The organism is Achromobacter pestifer, assembly GCF_013267355.1.
Taxonomy (GTDB): Bacteria; Pseudomonadota; Gammaproteobacteria; order Burkholderiales; family Burkholderiaceae_B; genus Achromobacter; species Achromobacter pestifer_A.
The window spans coordinates 2809221-2831779 of record NZ_CP053985.1; the positions used below are offsets into that span (position 1 = coordinate 2809221).

The window sequence follows — 22559 nt, forward strand, 5'->3', positions numbered from 1 at the left end:
GTTTGTCAAATAAAACACATGGTATATTTATTGTAAAAATAAACCAAACGGTTTTATTGTCGCGTAGGCCGTTGCATCGTCATCATTCGCTCAAGGGGGCGTCATGAAGTTTTCCCATCTGTTGCGTCGTTGGACTGTCGGGATTGCGGCGGCTGCCGCGTTGGGCGCGGCCGGGCAGGCCGGCGCCGCCTGGCCGGAGCAGCCGCTGCGGCTGGTGGTGCCATTCGCCGCCGGCGGCACCACCGATCTGCTGGGCCGCCTGATGGCGGAAGGGCTGGGCGCCGAACTCGGCCAGTCCGTGGTGGTGGTCAACAAGGCTGGCGCGGGCGGCAGCCTGGGCGCGTCCGAGGTGGCCCACGCGCAGCCGGACGGCTACACCCTGCTGCTGGGCACGCCCGGCACGCAGATCATCAACGCCTACGTCTACAAGAAGATCGGCTACGACCCGGTCAAGGATTTCGCGCCGGTCGCCTACGTGGCGCAGGTGCCGAACGTGGTGCTGACGCATCCCGGTTCGGGCCTGAAGACCATGGACGACCTGCTGCGCACCGCGCGCGCCGAGCCCGGACGCCTGAACTGGGGGTCGCCCGGCGTGGGCAGCTCGGGCCATCTGGCGCTGGAGATGATCAAGCGCATGGGCAAGGTGGACATCCGCCACGTGCCGTACAAGGGCGCCAGCCAGGCCAACAATGACCTGCTGGGCGGCCAGATCGACCTGTCGGCCGACAACCTGCCCACCGCCCTGCCGCTGATCAAGGCGGGCAAGCTGGTGGCCCTGGGCGTGACCTCGGCCCAGCCGGTCGCCGCGGCGCCGGGCGTGGCCGCCATCGCGCAGTCCGTGCCGGGCTTCGAGCTGACCTCGTGGTTCGTGGTGATGGCGCCCGCCGGCACGCCGCAGCCCGTCATCGACAAGCTCAACGCCGCCGCTCAGCGGGTGCTGGATGCGCCCGCCACGCGCGAACGGTTGGCCGCGTTGGCCGCGCAGCCCATGGGTGGCACGCCGCAAGCCTTGGCGCAGCATCTGCAGACGGAGCGCGAGAAGTACCGTGTGGTGATCGAAGGCACCGACATCCGTCCGGAATAAGCGGGGAAACGCATGGGCAAGGGCATGAAGAAAAGGCTGGCGGTGGCGCGCTTCTGGTACGAAGGCAACGCCTTCTGCCCGGTGCCCTGCACCATGGCGGATTTCGAACGGCGCGAGTGGCGCAAGGGCGACGACGCCTTGGCCGCCGCCGCTGGCACGGCCACCGAACTCGGCGAAGTGGCCGAGTTCGCCCGTGCGCATCCGGACTGGGAGGTCGTGGCCTTGCGCTGCGCGTCCGCCCTGCCTGGCGGGCCGATAGAGGACGCCGTGCACCGTGCCTTTACCGAAGAGGTGCTGGCCGGGCTGGCCGCGGACGAGGCCGGCTGGGATGCTGTCTACCTGTCGTTGCACGGCGCCGCCATCACCGACCGGCGCCAGACCCCCGACCTGGACTTCGTGCGGGCCTTGCGGGTTCTGCTGCCCGAGGTACCCCTGGGCGCGAGCTTCGACCTGCATGCCAACCTGGCTCCTGAGCTGGGCGGCCTGCTGGATTGCGCCAGCGGCTACAAGACTTATCCCCACATCGACATGCGGGAAGCTGCACAGCGCGTGCTCGACATGCTGTTGCGCACGCAGGCCGGCACGCTGTCGCCGCGGGTGCTGGTGGCCAAGCCGGACCTGCTGCTGTCCAGCTTCAACATGCGCACCGATGCCGGCCCCATGCGTGAATTGCAGGATCTCGCCGCCGCTCAGATGGGCGAAGGCGTGGCCGAAGTCTCGGTGTTCGGCGGCTTTCCATATGCGGATACCGCCGATACCGGCGCATCGGTGCTCGTGGTGGCCGACACGGCTCGCGATGCCGCGGGCAAGCTGGCGCAGACCGCGGCCGAGGCCATGATGGCCGCAATGCGGCGCCTGGCGCCTGCGTTTGCGGTCATCCTGCCGACGCCGCAAGAGGGCTTGGCGCAAGCCGTGAAAGCGGCGCGCGCGGGCGGCCTGGTGGCCGTCACCGATCCGGGCGACAACCCGCTGTCTGGCGGCGTGTGCGACACGCCGGCGCTGTTCCGCGCCTTGCTGGATGCGCGTATCGATCTGCCTTGCGTGTTCGCCAGCTTCGCGGACCCGGACGCGGTCAGGCGCGCCTATGAGGCAGGGCTGGGCGGCGATTGCGAACTGGCCCTGGGCGGCCGCGTGAGCCGCGACTTCGGTGCGCCGGTGCACGCGGCGTTCCGCGTCGAACGCTATACCGATGGTGAATTCAGCAATACCGGTCCGATGGAAACGGGCGTGCGCACGAGTTGCGGACGCACCGTGCTGCTGTCGCTGCGCGACCGCCCCAATGTGCGGGTCATCGTCACCGAACTGGTGGCGCCGGCCAACGATCCGGGCTTCTTCGCGCTGCACGGCGTCGATCTCGATCAGGTGCGGCTGCTGTGCGTGAAGGCCAAGAACCACTTCCGCGCGGCCTTCCTGCCGCTGTGCGCCGCGATCATCGACGTCGACGCGCCCGGACCGGCGGCGCTGGATCTGAGGCTGCTGCCGTTCCGGCATGCGCGCAGGACGCACTGACCGGGGTGCAAGACCTGCGGAAATAGCGGCGCGGACCCGCGCGCCTTGGTGTTGACCCTGCGTTACACGGCAAGGGCCTTGCGCTATATTGCGACCCTTGTCCCGCAAGCCCGCCGGGCGGCGTCCGCGCTGTCGAATCCCCATTCCGGAAGTCGTTTACATGCCCCAGACACTTGAAGTCATCGCCACTCTTCTGTTCGCCGTGGCGGTTCTTCATACCTTCTCGGTTCCCTTCTTCGCGCGGCTCGCGCATCGTGGCGGACCGCATGCGGGCATCTGGCATCTGTTCTCCGAAGTCGAGGCCGTGTTCGGCGTCTGGGCCTTCGTGCTGATCGTGGCGATGGCCGCGCTGTCGGGCCCCTCGCATGCCATCGAATACATGGACACGCGCAACTTCACCGAGCCGCTCTTCGTCTTCGTGATCATGGTGGTGGCGGCCAGCCGGCCCATATTGGAACTGGTGGGAACGCTGGTGCGGCTGGTGGCGCGCGTGCTGCCGCTGCCGCGCGAACTCGCCACCTTCTTCGTGGTGATGTCGCTGGTGCCGCTGGGCGGCTCCTTCATCACCGAACCCGCCGCGATGACGCTGGCCGCCATCCTGCTGCGCGACGCCTACTTCCGCAGCAGCGGGCGCGCGGGCTTCAAATACCTGACGCTCGGCGTGCTGTTCGTCAACGTCTCCATCGGCGGTGTGCTGACCTCCTATGCCGCGCCGCCGGTGCTGATGGTGGCCACCACCTTCGGCTGGGATTCCACCTTCATGGCGCAGCATTTCGGCTGGCGCGCCGCGATCGCCGTCTGCCTGAACGCGGCCCTGCTTACCTTCGTCTGCCGCAAGGCGCTGCTGGAGCGCTCGGTGGGCACGGGCGGCGGCGTGGACGCGCCCGAAAGCGGCGATGCGCGCGGGCCGGTGCCGCTGCTGGTCATGCTGGTGCACCTGGTCTTCCTGGTCGCCGTGGTGCTCAGCGCGCATCATCCGGCCATCTTCATGGGCCTCCTGATGATGTTCATCGGCTTCACCGAAGCCTACAAGCGTCACCAGAGCCGCCTGATGATCAAGGAAGGCCTGATGGTCGGCTTCTTCCTGGCCGGGCTGGTGGTGCTGGGCGGCTTGCAAAAGTGGTGGCTGCAGGACCTGCTGGGCGGGCTTGAACCCTTCGTGCTGTTCTGGGGCGCGACCGCGCTCACCGCCATCACCGACAACGCCGCGCTGACCTACCTGGGATCGCTGGTCGAAGGCACCAACGAGGCCTGGCGCTACATGCTGGTGGCTGGGGCGGTCACGGGCGGGGGGCTGACGGTGATCGCCAACGCACCCAACCCGGCCGGCTTCGCCATCCTGAAGAACCACTTCCCGGACGGCAGCATTTCGTCGGGGCGGCTGTTCCTGTCGGCCCTGGCGCCGACCCTGGTGGCGGCGGTCATGTTCCTGCTTCCTGTATAGGGCGGCGGGGCCGGCAAAGCCCCGGGCGGCGGCTTCCTGGCCTCCTCCGAGGCGGGCCGCCGGGGCCGGACACCGGCCGTTCACGAAAAACCGCTAAAATTCAAGACTTTCCCGTATTTTTTCCGGCCTCGCCCACCCGCCGCTTCCGTTCGGACCAGGTCTTGCGACCCGGTCCGGCCCCGGACATTGCGTCCGGCCACAGCGGTTCTTGATACGCCGGGCCCGCGCCTGGGAGTCCTAGATGCCCATTTACGCTTACAAGTGCAGCGCCTGCGGCCATGCCAAAGACGTCTTGCAGAAGATTTCCGATGCGCCGCTTTCGGTTTGCCCCGAATGCGGCCAAAGCACGTTCTCCAAGCAGGTGACCGCGGCTGGATTCCAGCTCAAGGGCTCCGGCTGGTATGTCACGGATTTCCGTGGCAACGGCAACGGCGGCAGCCAAGGCGCCACTCCGGCCGCCGCGCCGGCGTCTGCTGAAAGTACCGCGCCCGCCGCCGCGCCCGCGGCAGCTCCGGCCGCCCCTGCCGCGCCCGCTGCCGGTAGCGCCGCTTCCTAGAGCACACGCGATGCGTATGCGCGTCATCAAGAAGTACTTCATCACCGGCCTGCTGATCTGGGTTCCCCTGGTCATCACGGTGTGGGTGCTGGGCTTGCTGGTCGCGACCCTCGAAGGGTTCGTGCCTGGCTTCTTGTCGTCCGAATCGCTGTTCGGCATCGACATCCCCGGCTTCCGCTTCGTCCTGGTCGTGGTGGTGGTGCTGCTGACGGGCGTATTCGCGGCCAACCTGATCGGCCGCACCATGGTGGACCAGTGGGAAAACCTGCTGGGCCGCATACCGCTGGTGCGTTCGATCTACAACTCGGTCAAGCAGGTCAGCGATACCGTGCTTGCTCCCAACGGTCAGGCATTCCGCCGCGCGGTGCTGGTGCAGTATCCGCGCGCCGGCAGCTGGACCATTGCTTTCGTTACCGGCACGCCCAGCGGCGAAGTGGCCGACCGGCTTCCCGGCGACCACATCAGCGTGTACGTGCCGACCACGCCGAATCCCACGTCCGGCTTTTTCCTGATGGTCCCGCGCGCTGACGCGATGGATCTTCAGATGAGCGTGGACGCGGCATTGAAGTACATCGTTTCCATGGGCGTGGTCGCCCCGGTCCAGGCGGCGACGCCCGCGGACCGGCCGGCCGCTCCCGTCCCGGCTCCCGGCGCGCAAGACGCGCCTCGCGCCGATTCGTAACCCTTACGCTACAACCAAGCACATAAACGGAGTCATCCCGCATGCGTACCTGCTACACCGGCCAGGTTTGCCGTGACCATCTCGGCCAGACCGTCACCCTGTACGGCTGGGTGAACCGCCGCCGCGACCACGGCGGGGTCATCTTCATCGACCTGCGCGACCGCGCGGGCCTGGCGCAGATCGTGTTCGATCCGGACAACGCCGCCTTCGCCACCGCGGAGCGCCTGCGCAACGAATTCTGCATCCGCGTCACCGGCCTGGTGCGCGAGCGTCCGGCGGGCACCGCCAACGCCGAGCTGGCTTCGGGTGAAATCGAAGTGCTCTGCAAGGAAGTCGAGATCCTGAACGCGTCGGTCACGCCGCCGTTCCAGCTGGACGACGACAACCTGTCGGAAACGACCCGCCTGACGCACCGCGTGCTGGACCTGCGCCGTCCGCAGATGCAGCGCAACCTGATGCTGCGCTACCGCGTGTCGATCGAAACGCGCAAGTTCCTGGACCAGTTGGGCTTCATCGACATCGAAACCCCGATGCTGGCCAAGAGCACGCCCGAAGGCGCGCGCGACTACCTGGTGCCCTCGCGTGTGAACGCCGGCCACTTCTTCGCGCTGCCGCAATCACCGCAGCTGTTCAAGCAGATGCTGATGGTGTCCGGTTTCGACCGCTACTACCAGATCACCAAGTGCTTCCGCGACGAAGACCTGCGCGCCGACCGCCAGCCTGAATTCACCCAGATCGACTGCGAAACCTCGTTCCTGAACGAATTCGAGATCCGTGAAATCTTCGAGAACCTGATCCGCCATGTGTTCAAGGTGGTGCAGGGCGTCGAGCTGGCGTCGCCGTTCCCGATCATGCCGTGGACCGAAGCGATGCGCCGCTATGGTTCGGACAAGCCGGACCTGCGCGTGAAGCTCGAGTTCACCGACATCACCGACGTGATGCGCGACGTGGACTTCAAGGTGTTCGCCGCCGCTGCGACGGCACCCGGCAGCCGTGTGGTCGCCTTGCGCGTGCCCGGCGGCGCCGAGATGTCGCGCAGCGAGATCGACGGCTACACCCAGTTCGTTGGCATCTACGGCGCCAAGGGCCTGGCCTACATCAAGGTCAACGAAGTGGCCAAGGGCCGCGACGGCCTGCAATCGCCCATCGTCAAGAACCTGCACGACGCTGCCCTGGCCGAACTGGTCAAGCGCACCGGCGCGCAAGATGGCGACATCATTTTCTTTGGCGCGGATCGCGAGAAGGTCGTCAACGACGCCATCGGCGCGCTGCGCGTGAAGATCGGCCACAGCGAATTCGGCAAAAAGACCGGCTTGTTCGAAGCCGGTTGGCAGCCGCTGTGGGTGGTCGACTTCCCGATGTTCGAATACGACGAGGAAGACGGCCGCTACACCGCCGCTCACCACCCCTTCACCAGCCCGAAGGATGGCCACGAAGACTTCCTGGAAACCGATCCCAGCAAGGCCTTCGCCAAGGCTTACGACATGGTGTTGAACGGTTGGGAAATCGGCGGCGGCTCGGTCCGTATCCATCGCGAGGAAGTGCAGAGCAAGGTGTTCCGCGCGCTCAAGATCGGCGCCGAGGAAGCCCGCGAGAAGTTCGGCTACCTGCTGGACGCGCTGCAGTACGGCGCGCCTCCGCATGGCGGCATCGCTTTCGGCCTGGACCGCATCGTCACCATGATGACCGGCGCCGAGTCGATCCGCGACGTGATCGCCTTCCCGAAGACCCAGCGCGCCCAGGATCTGCTGACCCAGGCGCCCTCGGAAGTCGACGAGAAGCAATTGCGCGAACTGCACATCCGCTTGCGCAACGTAGAACCGAAGTAAGGCCCCCCCCGAAGCGCCGGAGGCGCTTCCCCCCGGGGGGCGCCGCTACGGACCGGCGGAGCCCGGATCCGTGCGGCCCCGCTTGGGGGGCGTTGCTTGCTTGCGGCGCGCATCGTTCGAATGAACGGGGCTGTTGCCTGTATGGCGTCGCGACGGTGGGAACGGTCTTCTGAATTGGAGTAATCTGGCAAACGCCGCCTGGTCTGGCGGCGCTGGCCGGGCTTTTTTTCTGCGGCCGGCGGTTTCCCGGTTTTGAAAGGCGCCATTTTCCATGTCGCTCATCCGCGTCGTCAGCTACAACATACACAAGGGCCGCTCGGCATTGGGCCGGCGCGACTCCCTGAACGAATTGCGTCTGGGCCTTTATGGCCTGCGTCCGGATCTGGTCTTCCTGCAGGAGGTCCAGGGCCGCAATGAGCAGAAGTCCCTGCTCGACGCCCAGCACGAATCCCTCGCCGCCGCCTTGCGGCTGGACGTGGCCTATGGCCGCAATGCCATCCGCCATGAGACGGACCACGGCAATGCGCTGTTGTCGCGCTTTCCCATTCTTGACCACGAAAACCTGGACATCTCCGATCACCGGCTGGAACAGCGTGGACTGTTGCACGCCCGCATAGAACTGGGCGGACGCGCGGTGCATTGCTTCGTCGTGCACCTGGGCTTGTTCGCCGGCAGCCGCAGCCGCCAGATCCTGGCGCTGACCGAACGGATCCGGCGCATGGTGCCGGATGGCGAACCCATCCTGATCGCGGGCGATTTCAACGATTGGGGCGATCGCCTGGCGCCCCTGTTCGTGCAGCAGCTGGGCTTGTACGAAGTGTTCTCGCATGCCCCGCGCAGCCATGGCGGCGAACTGCCGCGCCTGCGCGATTCGGTCAAGCGCCTGAGCAATGCCCTGCGCGGGCTGCCCAATGGCGGCGTGTCCGTGATGGAGCGCACCAATCAGCTGGGCATGGGCGACAGTTCGCGCCTGCTGCTGCCGCCGCCACGCACCTTCCCCGCGGTGTTCCCGTGGTTCCGCCTGGATCGCATCTACCAGCGTGGCTTCGCCGTGCGCAGCGCGCGCGTGCTGCGCGGCCGCGAATGGGCCAGGCTTTCCGATCATTCCCCCTTACTGGCCGAGCTGGAACTGCCGTGAGGGCAGAGCAGTCCCAGCTGGACTGGACGGTGGGCAACGACATCCAGTTGCTCCAGAACGGCGCCGACTTTTTTCCCGCGCTATGCGCGGCCATTGACGCCGCCCAGGTCAGCGTGCACCTGGAAACCTATATCTTCACGCCGGACCGCACCGGCTCCCAGGTGCTGGACTGCCTGGAGGCGGCCGTTCGCCGTGGCGTCAAGGTGCGCGTGGTGCTGGATGGCTTCGGCAGCGCCGAGTTCGTCGACCCCTTGCGCACGCGCCTGACCAACGCCGGCGCTCAATGCCGCATCTTCCGCCCCGAGCCGCGCTGGTTTGCGCGCTATATCCCGTCGCGCAGCCGCTTGCGACGGCTGCACCGCAAGGTCACGGTGGTGGACGGACGCGTCGCCTTCATCGGCGGCATCAACATCCTTGACGACTACGACGACCAGGATCCGACGGACGGCATCACCGGCCCGCGCTTCGATTTCGCGGTCCAGGTGCAGGGACCGCTGGTCACCGAGGCCGCCTATGCCCAGGAGCTGCTGTGGGTGCGGCTGAACTGGGCGCGCCTGCGCCGCCATCCGCGCGACTGGAACCGCATGCGGTTGCTCAAGCCGCGCCACGCCGCCGTTGCGCCCTGTGGCGACCTGCGCGCCGCGTTGGTGCTGCGCGACAACCTGCGCTTTCGCCAGACCTTCGAGCGCGCCTATCTGTACGGCATCGCGCACGCGCGCCGCGACATCCTGATCGCCAACGCCTATTTCTTCCCCGGCCGCCAGTTCCGCCGGGCGCTGGCCAAGGCCGCCGCGCGCGGCGTGCGCGTGCGCCTGCTGCTGCAGGGCAAGGTCGAATACCGCATGCAGTACCACGCCACGCGCTCGCTGTACGACCAGCTGCTGCGTGATGGCATCGAGATCTACGAATACATGCCGAGCTACCTGCACGCCAAGGTGGCGGTCATCGACAACGTGGCGACGGTGGGCTCGTCCAACCTGGACCCCTTCAGCCTGCTGCTGGCGCGCGAAGCCAACGTGGTCGTCGACGACCAGCCCTTCTCCTGGGACCTGCAGGAACGCCTGGAGACGGCCATCCGGGAGGGCGGACGCTTCATCCGGCCGCTGGAGTACCAGCGCCGGGGGTGGATACGACGCTGGGTCGACGCGGTTTCCTACACCCTGCTGCGCATCGGAGTGGCGTTGACGGGGACTTCGGATAAGTACTGAGGGCGGGGCGTTGGAGTAGAATTCGCCTCAAATTACACGAGTCGGAAACAGCTACACCACGGTTGATTGCCGACGATGGCGACGCGGTCATGAAAACAGTGGCAATCCTGCAGTCGAATTACGTGCCGTGGAAGGGGTATTTTGACCTGATCGCCGCGGTGGATGAATTCGTCATTTATGATGAGGTTCAGTTCACCAAGAATGACTGGCGCAACCGGAACCAGATCAAGACACCGCAAGGTACGCAGTGGCTCTCCATTCCCGTCGGCGCGGATATCCAGCGGCGCATTTGCGAAGTGGAATTGCCTGCGGGCCCATGGCCTGAAAAGCACTGGAAAACCCTCGCTGCGAACTACGGGCGCGCCCCTTATTTTGACGATGTCGCGCGCTGGCTGAAACCCTTGTATCTGGAAAGGCGTTATCAGCGTCTATCGGAATTGAACGTCGCCTTCATCAAGGCCATCTGCGGATATCTGGGCATCGGGACGAAGATCAGCGATTCCTCGGATTTCGAGCATACGCCCGGCAAGACTGGAAGACTGGTCGGCCTTTGCCGCCAGGCAGGTGCGCAGCGCTACATATCGGGTCCAGCCGCCAAGGCTTATCTTGATGAAAGCGAGTTTTCGGCAGTAGGCATACGCGTTGAATGGTTCGACTATGCGGGGTATCCGGAATACCCTCAATTGTGGGGAAAATTCGAACATGCGGTGTCCGTATTGGATCTGTTGTTCAACTGTGGCGCTGGGTCCCCCCAGTACATGAGATACGTGAAATGAAGCTCTCCGTTGTCGCCACTCTGTATCGGTCCGCGCCCTATATCGACGAGTTCTGCCGTCGAATCCGGCAGGCGGCGAGAGAACATGCTGGCGATGACTACGAGATCATTCTCGTCAACGATGGTTCGCCCGACGAGAGCCTGGATATCGCCAGGCAGATCGCCTCCCTTGATTCCAGGATCGTCGTGGTGGACCTGTCGCGCAATTTCGGCCATCACAAAGCCATGATGACCGGCCTGGCGCATGCCGGCGGCGATGAGGTTTTCCTTATCGATACCGACCTCGAAGAGGCCCCCGAATGGCTGGCTGAGTTTGCCGCCCTGCGCGCCGAGAGCGACAGCGACGTGGTGTACGGGGTGCAGCGGCAGCGCAAGGGCGCATGGTTCGAACGGATCACGGGCCGGCTGTTCTGGTATACGCTGAAGAAGCTGACCGGCATGCCCTTGCCAGGCAACGTCACCACCGCGCGCCTGATGTCACGGCGCTACGTGCAGGCGTTGTTACAGCATCAGGAGCGCGAAGTCTTCATCGCAGGGCTTTGGTTCATCACAGGCTTCAGGCAGTTGGCTTGCGAGGTCGAAAAGCTGAGCAATTCGACGTCGACCTATACGCTGCGCAAGAAAATGTCCCTGCTCGTGAATTCGGTCACTGCGTTCAGCAATGCGCCCTTGGTCAGCATTTTCTATCTGGGGCTGCTGATATCGCTGGTGGCCGGCTGCTATATCGTCTTCCTGGTATTGCGGTGGTGGCTGGAGGACACCTCCATGGCGGGCTGGACATCGGTCATGGCTTCCATCTGGCTGCTGGGCGGGCTGCTGATGTCGTCGCTTGGCGTTCTCGGCATTTACGTAGCCAAAATCTACACGGAAGCGAAGGGACGTCCGTACACGATAGTCCGCGATGTCTATCGGAACGGCGCGCCATGAAGAGCGTCGTATTTCTATGCTCGGGCGGCGGCGGCAATCTCAGGTTCGTGTATGCGGCCATGCAGCGCGGGTGGTTGCCAGGCGCACGGCTTGTGGGCGTACTGACCGACCGGGAATGTGGCGCCAGCGAGTTTGCCCGCAGCAAGGGTTTGCCCACGCGTTGCATGGATTTTTCGCGATCGGGTCAGGCGGACGTGCAACTTGAACTGAGACGCCTTGCCGCCGATGCCGTGGTGACGAACGTCCACAAGATCTTGACGCCGGAATTTGTGACGGAGTACGAGAATGCCCTGCTCAATCTGCACTATTCCTTATTGCCGGCGTTCGGCGGGGTGATCGGGGTTGAGCCCGTCAAGCGCGCGCTGGAGTACGGGGCCACGTTACTGGGAGTGACCGCGCATCGGGTCTCGGCGGAAGTCGATGCGGGCCGGCCGCTGGTGCAGGCGGCGATTCCGGTGGAGCCGGGCGATGGTGTCGATCTCGTCATGGATGTGGTGTTCCGCGCCGGTTGCTTGGCATTGCTCGAGACCTTGAGAGGCCAACTGGGTATTGCTGGGCATGCCCGTGCACGCGTGCTGCGGCTATGTGGCAGGGACATCATGTTCAATCCATTCGGTACCGTCGGCATCGAATGGGAGGACGAGGCGTTTTGGCAGGAAGTGAAGGCGCAACCCGCAGGGGATCCGTCCTCGTGCTGAATCCGGACCGGCGCTCCGGACGATCCGGCTACCGCTTTCAGTTGTTGCGCTATGCCTTGGTCGGCCTGGTAAGCAATGCCCTGGGATATGCGGTCTATCTGCTGGTCACGCACCTGGGCATGGCGCCCAAGATAACGGTTACGCTGCTCTATGCCGTAACAGCGGCATTGGCATTTTTCGGAAATCGGCGCCTGACCTTCCAGAGCAGCGGCCGTATGCTCGGACCGGCATTGCGGTATGTGTGCGCCCACGGCGTGGGGTACTTGATCAATATTGGCCTGTTGGCGCTATTCGCCGATCGCCTCGGCATACCCCATCAATGGGTTCAGCTGGCCGCCGTCTTTATCGTCGCCGGGTTCATGTTCTGCGCGCTTCGCTGGTTTGTGTTCGCCGATACGGCGAAAAGGTAGATGGGATGAAGCAATGTCTGGCGTGCAGCGCCGTATTTCCCCGGGAGCAGCCAGGGTGTCCGTCGTGCCACGCGAAACCCGTTCTTGTCGATGGCTTCGAAGCCTACGCGCCGGAGCTTGCCCGCGAGGGCGGGGGCTTCAAGGAAAGCCATTTTTCCGAACTCGCGAGCCTCGAGGAAGGGCACTTCTGGTTCGAGGCGCGGAACGAACTGATAGCCTGGGCCCTTGAAAAATACTGTGCTGATCGCGAGAGCTTCCTCGAAATCGGATGCGGCACGGGATTCGTGCTGTCCGGCATGGCCAGGCGGTTTTCATTCGCCAGGCTGCTGGGCAGCGAGATTTTCTCCCAGGGCCTGCATTTCGCGGCGCAGCGTGTGCCACAGGCCAGCTTCATCCAGATGGATGCCCGCAAGATTCCGTTTTCCGAGGAATTCGACGTCATCGGCGCGTTCGATGTGTTGGAACATATCCAGGAAGATGAGGCCGTGCTGCGGCAGATTCATCAAGCGCTCAAGCCCAAGGGCATGCTCCTGCTGACGGTGCCTCAGCACGATTGGCTATGGAGTCCCAGCGATGATTATGCTTGCCATGTTCGCCGCTATTCGGCCCGCGATTGCCATGCCAAGCTGCGTGCGGCAGGATTCCATATCGTGCGCAGCACTTCCTTTGTGTCCCTGTTGCTGCCCTTGATGATGGCGTCGCGCCTGAAGAAGCGCAAGCAGGGCGGTGAATTCGATGTCACCGACGAGTTCAAGCTTTCGCCCAAGTTGAACTCCATCCTGTACCGCGTGATGAAGGGGGAGGCCTCGCTGATCAAGGCGGGTGTCGATTTTGCGGCGGGCGGGTCCCGCTTTGTGATTGCTCAACGGATTGAAAAGCAATGAAGGCAATTATTCTTGCGGGCGGGACCGGCTCCAGGCTGTATCCGCTGACCCAGGTAACCAGCAAGCAATTGCAGGCGGTCTTCGACAAGCCGATGATCTACTACCCCCTGACCGTTCTGATCGCCGCGGGGATACGCGAGTTCTGCCTGATCTCCACGCCGCATGATTTGCCCAAGTTCGAGAATCTCCTGGGAGATGGCCGCAACTGGGGAATCAGCATCGAGTACCGGGAGCAGGCCAAGCCGGAGGGCATCGCGCAGGCTTTCCTCATCGCCGAGGATTTCATCGCCGGAGGGGATGTGGTGCTCATGCTGGGGGACAATATCTTTTCGGGGGGCGGTGACTTTCCCCGGGCAATGGCGGAATTCCACGATGGTGCGGCGATTTTCGCCTACCATGTGAGGGATCCCGAGCGCTATGGCGTGGTTGAGTTCGACGCCAAGGGCAATGCGCTTTCACTCGAAGAGAAACCGGTGAAGCCGCGCAGCAGTTATGCGGTGCCCGGCGTATATATCTACGACAAGGATGTCGTGGACATCGCGCGGGGCTTGAAGCCATCGGCTCGCGGCGAGCTCGAGATCACCGACGTCAACATCGAATACTTGCGCCGGGGAAAGCTCAAGGTAAACAGGCTCAGCCGCGGTTTCGCGTGGCTGGATGCCGGCACCAGCTCCGCGCTGCAGGAAGCGTCCGCCTATATCGAAGCCGTCGAGCGCCGCCAGGGCGTCAAGATCGGCTGTCCGGAAGAGGCCGCGCTCGTGCGCGGATTCCTGAGCCTGAGCGCATTCGAAAAGTTGGTGAGCGAATTGCCCAATTGCCAGTATCGGGACTACCTCCGCAGCGTTGCGGACGAAACCAAACGGTTTGGAGGCGCACAATGAGCGCGCAGCGGCTCGATTTCAACAAACCCTACCTGACGGGCAAGGAAACGCAATACATAGCCCAGGCGTTGGCCAACCAGAAGCTGGCCGGGGATGGCGCGTTCACCAGGTTGTGCCACGACTGGTTTGAGCGGCACGTAGGATGCGCGCGCGGGTTGCTGACGCATTCCTGCACCGCCAGCCTGGAAATGTCAGCCATGCTTTGCGACGTGGGACCTGGCGACGAGGTGATCATGCCCTCATACACCTTTGCGTCCACGGCGAACGCATTCGCCTTGCGCGGCGGGGTGCCGGTGTTCGTCGACGTGCGCAAGGACACGATGAATCTCGACGAAACACTGTTGGAACAGGCCATTACCCCGCGAACGAAGGTGATCGTGCCGGTTCACTACGCAGGCGTCGCCTGCGAGATGGACACGATCTTGGCTATCGCGCGGCAGCATGGGATCCGGGTGGTCGAAGACGCGGCGCAGGGCATCATGGCGAACTACAAAGGCCGCCCGCTGGGTAGCCTTGGCGATCTGGGTTCCTTCAGCTTCCACGAAACCAAGAACGTGATCTCCGGAGAAGGGGGGGCGTTGCTGGTCAATCACCCCGAACTGGCGATGCGGGCCGAGATCATTCGTGAAAAAGGAACGGACAGAAGCCGCTTTTTCCGCGGCGAGGTGGACAAGTACACCTGGCAGGAAGCGGGATCGTCCTATCTGCCGAGCGAACTGATTGCGGCGTTTCTCTGGGCTCAGCTGGAATCGGCGCGCGACATCACCGAGCAGCGCTTGGCCATCTGGGATCGCTATCACGACGCTCTGGGGCCGCTGGAAGCCCTGGAACTGCTGCGGCGGCCCATCGTGCCCGACGGTTGCGAGCATAACGCGCACATGTATTACGTCTTGCTGCCGGCCTCGGTCGATCGCCGGCAGGTGATCGAAGAGTTCCGGTCACGTCAGATCTACCCTGTATCGCATTACGTGCCATTGCATTCCGCGCCGGCAGGTCTGCGCTATGGGCGCGTGGCAGGGAGCATGGCAGTCACCGATCAGTATTCCGAGCGGCTGCTGCGCTTGCCGTTCTGGGTGGGCCTGAAGCCCGCGCAGCAGGATATGGTGGCCGAGGTGCTTGAGGCGGCTTTGCGCAAGCAGGTTTAGCCGACAGAGCGGCGAAATCGCAGCAATCCCAGTGCCAGTGCGGTGCCGACCAGGATGATGGCGGCGCCCGCCGCGATCGACGGCGTGATGCTCTCGTCCAGGAACCACGATCCCCACAGCACGCCGAAGATCGGCACCAGGAAAGTGACGCTGACTGCGCCGGTCGGACCGACGTTGGCGATCAGGCGGAAGAAGATGATGTAGGCCGCGCCCGTGCACACCACGGCCAGCAGGATGGTGGCAATCCAGGCCTGCATCGATGCCGGCGCTTCGGGCCAATGGGTGACCGCCAGGGGCAGCAACACCAGCGTCGCGCCTATCATGCTGCCGGTGGCGCTGGCCAGGGCATCCACGCCGGTCAGGAAGCGCTTGGTCCAGTTGGCCGCGATGCCGTAGAACACCGGCGCGGACACGGCCGCCAGGACCGCCGGCCCGGTGCCGCCGTCGCTGAAGTTCAGCTTGTCCCACACCAGCACCACGATGCCGACCACGCCTATCATCAGCCCCAGGGATCGCATCCAGGGCAGCCTGTCCTTGAGCCACAGCCAGCCGATGACCGCGCCCCATACCGGCGTTACCGCATTGGCCACCGACAGGAAGCCCGCACCCAGGGATTGGGCCGCGTAGGCGAACAACAGGAACGGTACGGCCGCGTTGAGCACGCCCACCATCAGCAGGGCCTTCCAATGCTGCGCGATGACAGGCAGCTTGCCGCGCCACAGCGCGGCGGGCAGCAGGACCAGCGCGGCCAGGCCCACGCGCAGCTCGATCAGCGCGATCGGCCCGAATTCCGGAACCGCAAGGCGCATGAACAGAAAGGAGCCGCCCCAGACGGCGGCCAGGAGCAGCAGATCCAGCAAGTTGCGTTGACGCATATTCAGTCCCGCGTGGGGCTCATTTGCGGTTTGTGGCCAGGTTCTTCATCTTGACCCGGTAGGCCAGCAGGGCGCAGGTCAGCGACAGGACGATACATAGCACCAGACCCGCGCGCACTCCGTTTAGTACCGTGCTATGGGAAATGATGATGCCGACCACGGCCGTCCCCAGCGCGCTGCCGATGGCGCGCGTGGTCTGGACCAGCGCCGACGCCACGCCCACGTCGCGCCGCTCGCTCAGCATCTGCATGAACAAGGTCAGGTTCGGCAGCAGAAAGCCCAGCGCACAGCCGTTGACGAAAAAGGCGGCCAGGATCCACCAGGCGGAGGTGCCCGGCGAGATCAGCAGCACCATCAGCGAACCGGCCGCCAGCAGGCAGCCGCCGAACACCATCAGGCGCTGCGGTTCGTTCTGCTTGGGGAATAGCCGGCCGTTGATGATGCTGCCGACCGAAATCGCGGCAACCAGGGGCGTGAGCAGCAGCCCAGCCTCGCTGGGGGTGTAGTTCAGCACCTGCTGCAGCAGCAGCGGGCTGTAGAAGATCAGCACGAACATGACTGCGCCCACCATCATCGCCGCCAGGTTCAGCAGCCGCGATTCCGCGCCGCCCAGCACGCGCAGCGGAAAAATGGGTGAGCTTACGCGCCGTTCCGTGGGAATCAGGATGGCGATGGCCGCCACGCCCACCACGGCCAGCGCCAATCCCAGCATGGGGTGGGCGTGGTCGCCGCTGGCAAACGCCAGCTCCAACGCGGCCAGCGGCGCGCCTACCGCCAGCACCAGCAGGATGGCGCCCAGCCAGTCGATCTTGCGGCTGCCGTCGTGGATGGGCCGGATACGGGGAAAGTAGCGGGCCAGCAGGAAAAACGCGCCCACGGCCGCGATCGGCGCGATGAAGAAGGCCGCGCGCCAGCCCAGCGCCTGCGTCGCCGCCCCGCCCAGGACCGGGCCGATGCCGCTGGCCATGGCGAACGCCGCCGATACCAGCGCCATCCAGCGCACCCGCTGCTTGGCGTCGGGAAACAGGTCCGCCGGCGCGGCAAACGCGGTTGCGATCATCATGCCGCCGCCTATGCCCTGCAACGACCGGAAAATGATCAGCTGGGTCATGGTCTGCGACAGGCCACAGGCGATGGAGCCCAGCGCGACGATCAGCACCGACAGCAGCATCAGGGGCTTGCGGCCGAACATGTCGCCCAGGCGGCCGAAAATCATGATGGACGCCGCGGTGGCCAGCAGGTATCCCGTTCCGACCCAGGCATACAACGCCATGCCGTTAAGCGCCTCGGCCACGCGCGGCAGGGTGGTGCTGATGATGGTGGAATCCAGCGCGGCCAGGACGACGGTCGCCGAAACCCCCGCCATGCCCATCAACAGGTCGCGTCGTGTATGGGCGGGCGGGGCTGGTGGCGTGGGTGAGGCGGGTGGCGGCGTCATGCCGCAGAGCATATCACCGGCGCGTCAGGGATTTCACTTATAGAAGGTGTGATAGCCCCAGAAAACCGCGATGACCAGCACCACCATGATCCAGGACCAGCGCGAGTTGGAGAGTCCGCGCGGTTCGGGTTCGGGGGGAGGGGGCGGCGGCGCAAGACGAGGCTGGTCGGCCATATAGTCGATGAAGGTGGCGAAGAACTTCTGGATGATCTTGTCGCCGGCCTTGAGCAACATCCCTTCACCGTATTCCGCCAGCTTGCCGCCGGTCATGCAGGCGACGGTATAGGCGACCCGCGTCCCTTGGTCCTTGGTGCTGAGATTGATTTGCGCGGTTCCGATGGCCAGGCAGGCGGCGCGGCCCTTGCCTTCGAAGACCAGCGTGCAGCTGTTGTGCGGGTCGATGTCGGACATCAGGATTTCGCCATCGTAGTCCGTGTCGATGCCGGCAACCTTGGCGTGCAGCTTGACGGAGTACTCGGTCGGACTGAGGCGGGCGACCTCCACGCAGCCCGGAATACATCGCTGCAATACGGCGGGGTCGGTCAGAGCATCCCAAGTCTGGTGCTGGGTCGAAGGAATCCACTGGGCATCTGCAATGCGCATGGCTGTCTCCTTGCTTGGTACAGTCCCGTCTTCATTGTGGACCCAATCCGCGCAAAACGCCAATATCAGCCTGATAGGATCCGAATCCCCATCGAACAGGCAGGGTGCGCGGAGTAAAATCAGAGGCTCTCCACCGTCCTCGGTCGGTGCCCTTTTTTTTACGCATATTGCCTATGACTATCCTCGTTACCGGAGGTGCCGGTTTCATTGGAGCCAATTTCGTGCTCGATTGGCTGGCGCGCAGCGACGAGCCCGTCATCAACCTGGACAAGCTTACCTATGCAGGTAACCCGCAGAGCCTTCAGGAGCTGCATGGGGACAAACGGCATGAGCTGGTTGTTGGCGACATAGGCGATGCCTTGCTCTTCAACGATTTGTTGAAGCGCCATCGGCCGCGGGCGGTCATCAACCTGGCGGCGGAATCGCACGTGGACCGTTCCATATATGGGCCGGAAGCGTTCATCCAGACCAATATCGTTGGCACGTTTCGATTGCTGGAGTCGGTAAAGGCCTATTGGAGCGAATTGGATTCCGCGGCGCGCGCCAGCTTTCGTTTTCTGCACGTGTCGACGGACGAGGTCTATGGCTCATTGCCCGCGGATGGCGCTGCGTTTACTGAAACGCACCGGTATGAACCCAACAGCCCATATTCGGCGAGCAAGGCTGCCAGCGACCATCTTGTGCGCGCATATCACCACACCTATGGTTTGCCGTTACTGACGACGAATTGCTCCAACAACTATGGTCCCTTCCAGTTTCCGGAGAAACTGATTCCCTTGGTAATCGCCAACGCGCTGGCCGGCAAGCCCTTGCCGTTGTATGGCGATGGCCGGCAAGTGAGGGACTGGCTTTACGTGAAGGACCATTGCAGTGGCTTGCGCCGGGTGCTAGAGGCAGGCCGCGTGGGTGAAACCTACAACATCGGCGGTTGGAACGAGCGTCAGAACCTGGAGGTGGTCCAGGAAATCTGCACCTCGCTGGACGAGTTGCGGCCTCGGGCGGACGGCGCTTCATATACGCAACAGATCGCGTTCGTCAAGGATCGGCCTGGCCATGACCGTCGCTATGCCATCGATGCATCAAAGATCAGCGATGAGCTGGATTGGCGCCCAGCGGAAACATTCGCCACCGGTCTGAGCAAGACCGTGCGGTGGTATCTCGACAATGGTCAGTGGGTGGAGGATATCGTCAACGGCGCCTACCATCGAAATTGGGTTGACACACATTACGCCGAGTAGCTTTCCTGCGGACTGTCCGGCCCGACGTGCTGTTCATCGGGCAGGCCTTCGGGAGCGCAGGATCAGTTTGCGGGCGGTATCGCAACACAGCAGTACCCGCCCTTGCGGATGACGTGAAGGCTGGAAAGCGCTGCCGGCAGGTAATTGCACTGCGTGATCGCGCCTGGCGATTCGAGCGCTTGCAGAAAGCGTACGAGCTTGTCGCCAGGCAGATCGCCGCCATATGCCAGTTCTGATACATAGAGCGCGTGTATCGGCCGACGCAGGTGGCTGAACGCATAGTAGGTCAAATGGTCCACGACCAGGTGCGCCGCGCCGTCGCCACGTATGCCGCATTGGTTCGTCAGCTCCCGGATGGTTTCACGCCGCTTGTCGAAGTCCAGTGCAGGGACCGACAGCCATTGGTCGGATACTGTGGCGTCGGGAGGATCGGAACGCTTCCACACCTCTGGTGCGAGGTACGCGGCGAAGATCGACATGCTGGCCAGCGCGAACAACAAGCATGCGCAACGTGCAAATTGCAGGCCAGGCCGCAGCAACCATTTGGGCGTATGCGCGGGCAATGCGAGCAACAGCATCATGAGGACCAGCGGCAAGACCTGCGCGGCGCCGTAGAAAAACCAATATTTGTAGAAAAACAGGTTGGCGCAAAGTCCCACGGCCAAGGCAGCGGCGAGTAGCGCCTGCGGCGTTGCCACTTTTTGACGCAGCCAGGTCGCCGGCAGCCATAGCAAACTGGCGGCCAGGGCGGCAAAAATGGCGACCTCGATCAGGAGTCGGATGATAGGGTTCATCCAAGTCGCCATGGATGGCACGACCATGGGAGGCAGCCAACCCGATTGGAAGGTCGCAGCAAACATGACATGTTCTGCGATCTTGCCGGGCGCGCTCAACAGATTGCCGATTCCCTCCAGCAGGAAGGCCGCCGGGGCGTGGAACAGCAGCGAGGGATTCAGGATGTTGCCGGCCAAGGTGGCTTGCACTCCAGGCGCTTCCGGGCAATTGGATAGCGTCGATCCCCAGCGGTATGTGGTGTAGGCGGCCCACAACACAAAGGTGATGAGCAGCCAGCGGATAGCCGAAGAACGATGTCGGGTCACGAACCACGTCGCGAGCAGCACCGCAGGAGCGAAGAAAATGCTCTTCGGATGTACAAAAAAGAAGGCGGAGGCTACGGGAAAGTACAGCATGGGCCATACCCATGAGATTTTTCCATCGTTCTGCTGGTTCGCCGTAGCCGTCATGCAGAAGAACATCAGGCCCAGGGTGAGCCATTGTTCGGGCCGGGCCATCACCCAGAGGAAGGGAAGTACGCCCAGGGCGGGCAGCACCATGAGCGCGGACAGCAGACTCAAGGTGGCGCGTGCGTTGTGAGTGCTGCGCCGCGCCCACAGGCCGAAGCAGGCCACTATCGCCAGCGCCGTGGCGACTCCCGCCAGCCGTAGGCCCAGGGGGGAAAGGTTGCCGTACAGAACGGAAAAAAATGCGGCGCCCGGGTAAAACGCCCAAGGTAGGGGGGAATTGAACACCGCCCGGCATTGAGGGAAGAAGGAGACTAGTACGCCATCAGGTTCGAAGAACCGGGCTTGGCCCCACTTGGTGACAACTTCATCCGAGTACAGCGGCAGACCCGAACCCGCGATCAGAAGCGCGACGAAGACGCCAAGAACCAGGAGGGAAAGCAGATCCCCCGCCGCGACCAGGCGGTCTGCAGGCCGGGGCGCCGTACTGTTATTGGCTATCATATGCGCGGAGGGGATGGAGTCACTGGCCTGGCGCGATTATACCGGCGAGGCCAGGGCGCTCCGCACCTGCATGCGCGGTGGCTTTCGCAGTACGATGCGTCCGCTGCGCAGAAGCTGGAATGCCCTGAGTTTTGTATCCTTGATGAACATCGACATGAATATTGGACGACCCGATTGCCCCATTTCCCTCGCGGGAGGTGCAGTTTGCGCACGTTGATCGTTAGTCAGTATTTCTGGCCGGAGGGCTTCCGGATCAATGAGATCAGCAGCACCTTGGCCGAGCGCGGGATGGAAATCGATGTTCTGACGGGGAAGCCGAACTATCCGGAAGGAAAGATCTATTCAGGGTACCGGATGTTCGGCGTGCAGCATGAGAAGTTTCACGATGTGAATATCACGCGGGTGCCCTTGATTCCCCGAGGCAAGGGGCCAGTCCGCCTGACGCTGAATTACCTGTCGTTCATTTTTTCGGGCTTGTTGTTCGGACCGTGGCTCATGCGCCGCAAGTCCTACGACGCGGTTTTCATCTGTGCCTTGTCGCCGTTGTTGCTGGCCATACCTGGCCTGCTGTTGGCGAAGATCAAAGGCGCGCCGGTTGTGATCTGGGTACTGGATCTTTGGCCGCAGAGCCTGTCGGCGACGGGCCATGTCAAAAACCGCTTTGTGTTGGGCGTGGTCGAGCGGATCGTGCGGTTCATTTATAGCCGGGCCGACTTGATACTTGTCCAGTCGGAAGCGTTTGTCGAGCCGATACGCAAGCTCGCGCCGGGCAAACCCATTGAGTACTATCCCAACTCGGTCGACGACAGTTTTTCGCGGGCGCCAACGGAGGCGCCGCCCGAGGTGCCTGGGCTAGACGGTGAATTTGTCGTCATGTTCGCGGGTAATATCGGCGCTGCGCAGGCTGTGGAAGTGATAGTCGCTGCCGCCGCGCTGTTGCGCGAGCACCAGGGGATCCAGTTCGTTGTTCTGGGGGGAGGCAGCCGCAGGGAGTGGATGCAGCAGCAGGTGGTGGCGCTGGGCCTGGAAAACCTGCACTTGCCGGGCCGCTTTCCGGTGGAAACCATGCCTGCATTCATGCAGCGTGCTTCGGCATTGCTGGTCACGCTGGCCGACCAGGAAATCTTCGCGGCTACCGTTCCCAACAAGGTGCAGGCCTATATGGCGTCGGGCAAGCCTATCCTGGCGTGCCTCAATGGCGAAGGCGGGCGGCTGGTGGAAAAGGCGCAGGCAGGCATCGCAGTGCCCGCCGAGGATGCACAGGCCTTGGCTGCGGCCATCCGACGCCTTGCCGATATGCCGCAAGAGGCGCGTGCGCGCATGGGTGAAAATGGGCGGCGCTACTACGAAGAGCATTTCAACCATGAGCGGCTGGTGGATCAATTGGTCGAGGTGCTTGAAACGGTATCGCGTGAAAACTCAAAATCGGCGTGACCCTGCTGTCTGATGCTGTCAGGCCACGGAAGCAAAGGCCACGCCTCGGTGGCGCC

21 protein-coding genes are annotated in these 22559 nt (G+C 63.6%); 17 read left to right on the forward strand and 4 right to left on the reverse strand.

The window, feature by feature from the left end:
- Positions 1 to 103: 103 nt before the first annotated feature.
- The 15 genes from FOC84_RS13645 (at position 104) to rffA (ending at position 15170) form a co-directional block, all read left to right on the forward strand.
- Positions 104 to 1084, forward strand: a complete 981-nt coding sequence (locus FOC84_RS13645) for a Bug family tripartite tricarboxylate transporter substrate binding protein (RefSeq protein ID WP_173144859.1) — start codon at positions 104 to 106, stop codon at positions 1082 to 1084.
- A gap of 24 nt (positions 1085 to 1108) precedes the next feature.
- Positions 1109 to 2593, forward strand: a complete 1485-nt coding sequence (locus FOC84_RS13650) for a M81 family metallopeptidase (RefSeq protein ID WP_254241971.1) — start codon at positions 1109 to 1111, stop codon at positions 2591 to 2593.
- Between the two features lie 160 nt (positions 2594 to 2753).
- Complete coding sequence (locus FOC84_RS13655; protein ID WP_173144861.1) at positions 2754 to 4037, forward strand: putative Na+/H+ antiporter; 1284 nt, start codon at positions 2754 to 2756, stop codon at positions 4035 to 4037.
- A 241-nt stretch (positions 4038 to 4278) separates the two neighbouring features.
- Positions 4279 to 4593 carry an FmdB family zinc ribbon protein gene (locus FOC84_RS13660; protein WP_173144862.1) on the forward strand — a complete coding sequence of 105 codons (315 nt, stop codon included), beginning with the start codon at positions 4279 to 4281 and terminating at the stop codon, positions 4591 to 4593.
- A 16-nt stretch (positions 4594 to 4609) separates the two neighbouring features.
- Complete coding sequence (locus tag FOC84_RS13665; RefSeq protein ID WP_438800882.1) at positions 4610 to 5275, forward strand: DUF502 domain-containing protein; 666 nt, start codon at positions 4610 to 4612, stop codon at positions 5273 to 5275.
- Positions 5276 to 5316: 41 nt separating this feature from the next.
- Positions 5317 to 7104 (forward strand): aspartate--tRNA ligase, encoded by a 1788-nt coding sequence (gene aspS / locus FOC84_RS13670; RefSeq protein WP_173144864.1) that lies wholly within the window; start codon positions 5317 to 5319, stop codon positions 7102 to 7104.
- Positions 7105 to 7375: 271 nt separating this feature from the next.
- Positions 7376 to 8242 (forward strand): endonuclease/exonuclease/phosphatase family protein, encoded by an 867-nt coding sequence (locus FOC84_RS13675; RefSeq protein ID WP_013396896.1) that lies wholly within the window; start codon positions 7376 to 7378, stop codon positions 8240 to 8242.
- A complete protein-coding gene (gene clsB, locus FOC84_RS13680; protein ID WP_173144865.1) occupies positions 8239 to 9450 on the forward strand; it encodes a cardiolipin synthase ClsB in 1212 nt (403 codons plus the stop codon). The genes FOC84_RS13675 and clsB overlap by 4 nt, the downstream gene beginning before the upstream one ends.
- Before the next feature lie 89 nt (positions 9451 to 9539).
- On the forward strand, positions 9540 to 10226 hold the full coding sequence (locus FOC84_RS13685) for a WbqC family protein (protein ID WP_173144866.1): 687 nt from the start codon (positions 9540 to 9542) through the stop codon (positions 10224 to 10226).
- Positions 10223 to 11152 (forward strand): glycosyltransferase family 2 protein, encoded by a 930-nt coding sequence (locus FOC84_RS13690; protein WP_173144867.1) that lies wholly within the window; start codon positions 10223 to 10225, stop codon positions 11150 to 11152. Before FOC84_RS13685 ends, FOC84_RS13690 begins: the two co-directional genes overlap by 4 nt.
- Positions 11149 to 11850: a phosphoribosylglycinamide formyltransferase gene (purN, locus tag FOC84_RS13695; RefSeq protein ID WP_173144868.1), complete on the forward strand. Its 702-nt coding sequence runs from the start codon at positions 11149 to 11151 to the stop codon at positions 11848 to 11850. Before FOC84_RS13690 ends, purN begins: the two co-directional genes overlap by 4 nt.
- Positions 11844 to 12260, forward strand: a complete 417-nt coding sequence (locus tag FOC84_RS13700; protein WP_217278793.1) for a GtrA family protein — start codon at positions 11844 to 11846, stop codon at positions 12258 to 12260. Before purN ends, FOC84_RS13700 begins: the two co-directional genes overlap by 7 nt.
- Positions 12261 to 12265: 5 nt before the next feature.
- Positions 12266 to 13144: a class I SAM-dependent methyltransferase gene (locus tag FOC84_RS13705; RefSeq protein WP_173144870.1), complete on the forward strand. Its 879-nt coding sequence runs from the start codon at positions 12266 to 12268 to the stop codon at positions 13142 to 13144.
- On the forward strand, positions 13141 to 14025 hold the full coding sequence (gene rfbA / locus FOC84_RS13710; RefSeq protein ID WP_173144871.1) for a glucose-1-phosphate thymidylyltransferase RfbA: 885 nt from the start codon (positions 13141 to 13143) through the stop codon (positions 14023 to 14025). Before FOC84_RS13705 ends, rfbA begins: the two co-directional genes overlap by 4 nt.
- Positions 14022 to 15170 carry a dTDP-4-amino-4,6-dideoxygalactose transaminase gene (gene rffA, locus FOC84_RS13715; RefSeq protein WP_173144872.1) on the forward strand — a complete coding sequence of 383 codons (1149 nt, stop codon included), beginning with the start codon at positions 14022 to 14024 and terminating at the stop codon, positions 15168 to 15170. Before rfbA ends, rffA begins: the two co-directional genes overlap by 4 nt.
- On the opposite strand, the gene FOC84_RS13720 is transcribed toward rffA, so the two are convergent.
- From FOC84_RS13720 to FOC84_RS13730, 3 genes are all read right to left on the reverse strand, one after another.
- Complete coding sequence (locus FOC84_RS13720; RefSeq protein WP_173144873.1) at positions 15167 to 16045, reverse strand: DMT family transporter; 879 nt, start codon at positions 16043 to 16045, stop codon at positions 15167 to 15169. The two genes, rffA and FOC84_RS13720, sit on opposite strands and share 4 nt — an antisense overlap.
- 19 nt (positions 16046 to 16064) lie before the next feature.
- A complete protein-coding gene (locus tag FOC84_RS13725) occupies positions 16065 to 17417 on the reverse strand; it encodes an MFS transporter (RefSeq protein WP_173150143.1) in 1353 nt (450 codons plus the stop codon).
- Positions 17418 to 17516: 99 nt separating this feature from the next.
- Positions 17517 to 18086, reverse strand: a complete 570-nt coding sequence (locus FOC84_RS13730) for a CoxG family protein (RefSeq protein ID WP_173144874.1) — start codon at positions 18084 to 18086, stop codon at positions 17517 to 17519.
- Positions 18087 to 18259: 173 nt separating this feature from the next.
- Here FOC84_RS13730 and rfbB point away from each other — a divergent pair, with 173 nt between their 5' ends.
- Positions 18260 to 19324 carry a dTDP-glucose 4,6-dehydratase gene (gene rfbB / locus FOC84_RS13735; RefSeq protein WP_173144875.1) on the forward strand — a complete coding sequence of 355 codons (1065 nt, stop codon included), beginning with the start codon at positions 18260 to 18262 and terminating at the stop codon, positions 19322 to 19324.
- A gap of 62 nt (positions 19325 to 19386) precedes the next feature.
- Here the strand turns inward: rfbB and FOC84_RS13740 are convergent, their stop codons facing one another.
- Entirely contained in the window at positions 19387 to 21069 is a 1683-nt protein-coding gene (locus FOC84_RS13740) for a hypothetical protein (protein WP_173144876.1), read from the reverse strand.
- Between the two features lie 204 nt (positions 21070 to 21273).
- Here FOC84_RS13740 and FOC84_RS13745 point away from each other — a divergent pair, with 204 nt between their 5' ends.
- Positions 21274 to 22503, forward strand: a complete 1230-nt coding sequence (locus FOC84_RS13745) for a glycosyltransferase family 4 protein (RefSeq protein WP_173144877.1) — start codon at positions 21274 to 21276, stop codon at positions 22501 to 22503.
- Positions 22504 to 22559 lie beyond the last annotated feature (56 nt).

Coding starts and splice junctions, on each gene's coding strand:
- FOC84_RS13725 (WP_173150143.1), bottom strand. CDS start 17,417: ATGGGCATGGCGGGGGTTTCGGCGACCGTCGTCCTGGCCGCGCTGGAT.
- FOC84_RS13665 (WP_438800882.1), top strand. CDS start 4,610: ATGCGCGTCATCAAGAAGTACTTCATCACCGGCCTGCTGATCTGGGTT.
- rfbA (WP_173144871.1), top strand. CDS start 13,141: ATGAAGGCAATTATTCTTGCGGGCGGGACCGGCTCCAGGCTGTATCCG.
- FOC84_RS13645 (WP_173144859.1), top strand. CDS start 104: ATGAAGTTTTCCCATCTGTTGCGTCGTTGGACTGTCGGGATTGCGGCG.
- FOC84_RS13655 (WP_173144861.1), top strand. CDS start 2,754: ATGCCCCAGACACTTGAAGTCATCGCCACTCTTCTGTTCGCCGTGGCG.
- FOC84_RS13660 (WP_173144862.1), top strand. CDS start 4,279: ATGCCCATTTACGCTTACAAGTGCAGCGCCTGCGGCCATGCCAAAGAC.
- FOC84_RS13705 (WP_173144870.1), top strand. CDS start 12,266: ATGAAGCAATGTCTGGCGTGCAGCGCCGTATTTCCCCGGGAGCAGCCA.
- FOC84_RS13650 (WP_254241971.1), top strand. CDS start 1,109: ATGAAGAAAAGGCTGGCGGTGGCGCGCTTCTGGTACGAAGGCAACGCC.
- FOC84_RS13690 (WP_173144867.1), top strand. CDS start 10,223: ATGAAGCTCTCCGTTGTCGCCACTCTGTATCGGTCCGCGCCCTATATC.
- FOC84_RS13730 (WP_173144874.1), bottom strand. CDS start 18,086: ATGCGCATTGCAGATGCCCAGTGGATTCCTTCGACCCAGCACCAGACT.
- rfbB (WP_173144875.1), top strand. CDS start 18,260: ATGACTATCCTCGTTACCGGAGGTGCCGGTTTCATTGGAGCCAATTTC.
- aspS (WP_173144864.1), top strand. CDS start 5,317: ATGCGTACCTGCTACACCGGCCAGGTTTGCCGTGACCATCTCGGCCAG.
- FOC84_RS13740 (WP_173144876.1), bottom strand. CDS start 21,069: ATGATAGCCAATAACAGTACGGCGCCCCGGCCTGCAGACCGCCTGGTC.
- rffA (WP_173144872.1), top strand. CDS start 14,022: ATGAGCGCGCAGCGGCTCGATTTCAACAAACCCTACCTGACGGGCAAG.
- FOC84_RS13685 (WP_173144866.1), top strand. CDS start 9,540: ATGAAAACAGTGGCAATCCTGCAGTCGAATTACGTGCCGTGGAAGGGG.
- FOC84_RS13675 (WP_013396896.1), top strand. CDS start 7,376: ATGTCGCTCATCCGCGTCGTCAGCTACAACATACACAAGGGCCGCTCG.
- FOC84_RS13720 (WP_173144873.1), bottom strand. CDS start 16,045: ATGCGTCAACGCAACTTGCTGGATCTGCTGCTCCTGGCCGCCGTCTGG.
- purN (WP_173144868.1), top strand. CDS start 11,149: ATGAAGAGCGTCGTATTTCTATGCTCGGGCGGCGGCGGCAATCTCAGG.